We start from the raw sequence: 229 nt of genomic DNA, 5'->3' as shown, positions 1-229 counted from the left end.
CGCTGCCGGTGCTGATGGTGGTGCTGGCGATGGCCATGGTGCTGATGTCGGGCGAGACGGGCGGCGGCGCGGCACGATCGCTGCCGGCGCTTGCAGGTCTGGTGTTTCCGTTGGGGCTGGTGGTTGTGGCGTTTTTGCGCGTACGTTGGTTTCCGTGGGTCTGGCTGGGATATTGCCTGCTGCAACTCTTCGCCACGCTGGGCATGAGCGGCGGGATCAGGGCGTGGGC

1 protein-coding gene is annotated in these 229 nt (G+C 66.8%); it reads left to right on the top strand.

All coding sequences use genetic code 11. From position 1 onward, the window contains the following. Positions 1 to 229: hypothetical protein (locus G5A07_RS21845; protein WP_223107875.1), on the top strand; the 229-nt coding region annotated here is incomplete at both ends.

This window comes from Stenotrophomonas sp. AS012628, assembly GCF_010608305.1.
Taxonomy (GTDB): domain Bacteria; phylum Pseudomonadota; class Gammaproteobacteria; order Xanthomonadales; family Xanthomonadaceae; genus Stenotrophomonas; species Stenotrophomonas geniculata.
Note: the sequence above shows the minus strand (reverse complement) of the source record. Positions and strands in the feature narration are given on the sequence as shown.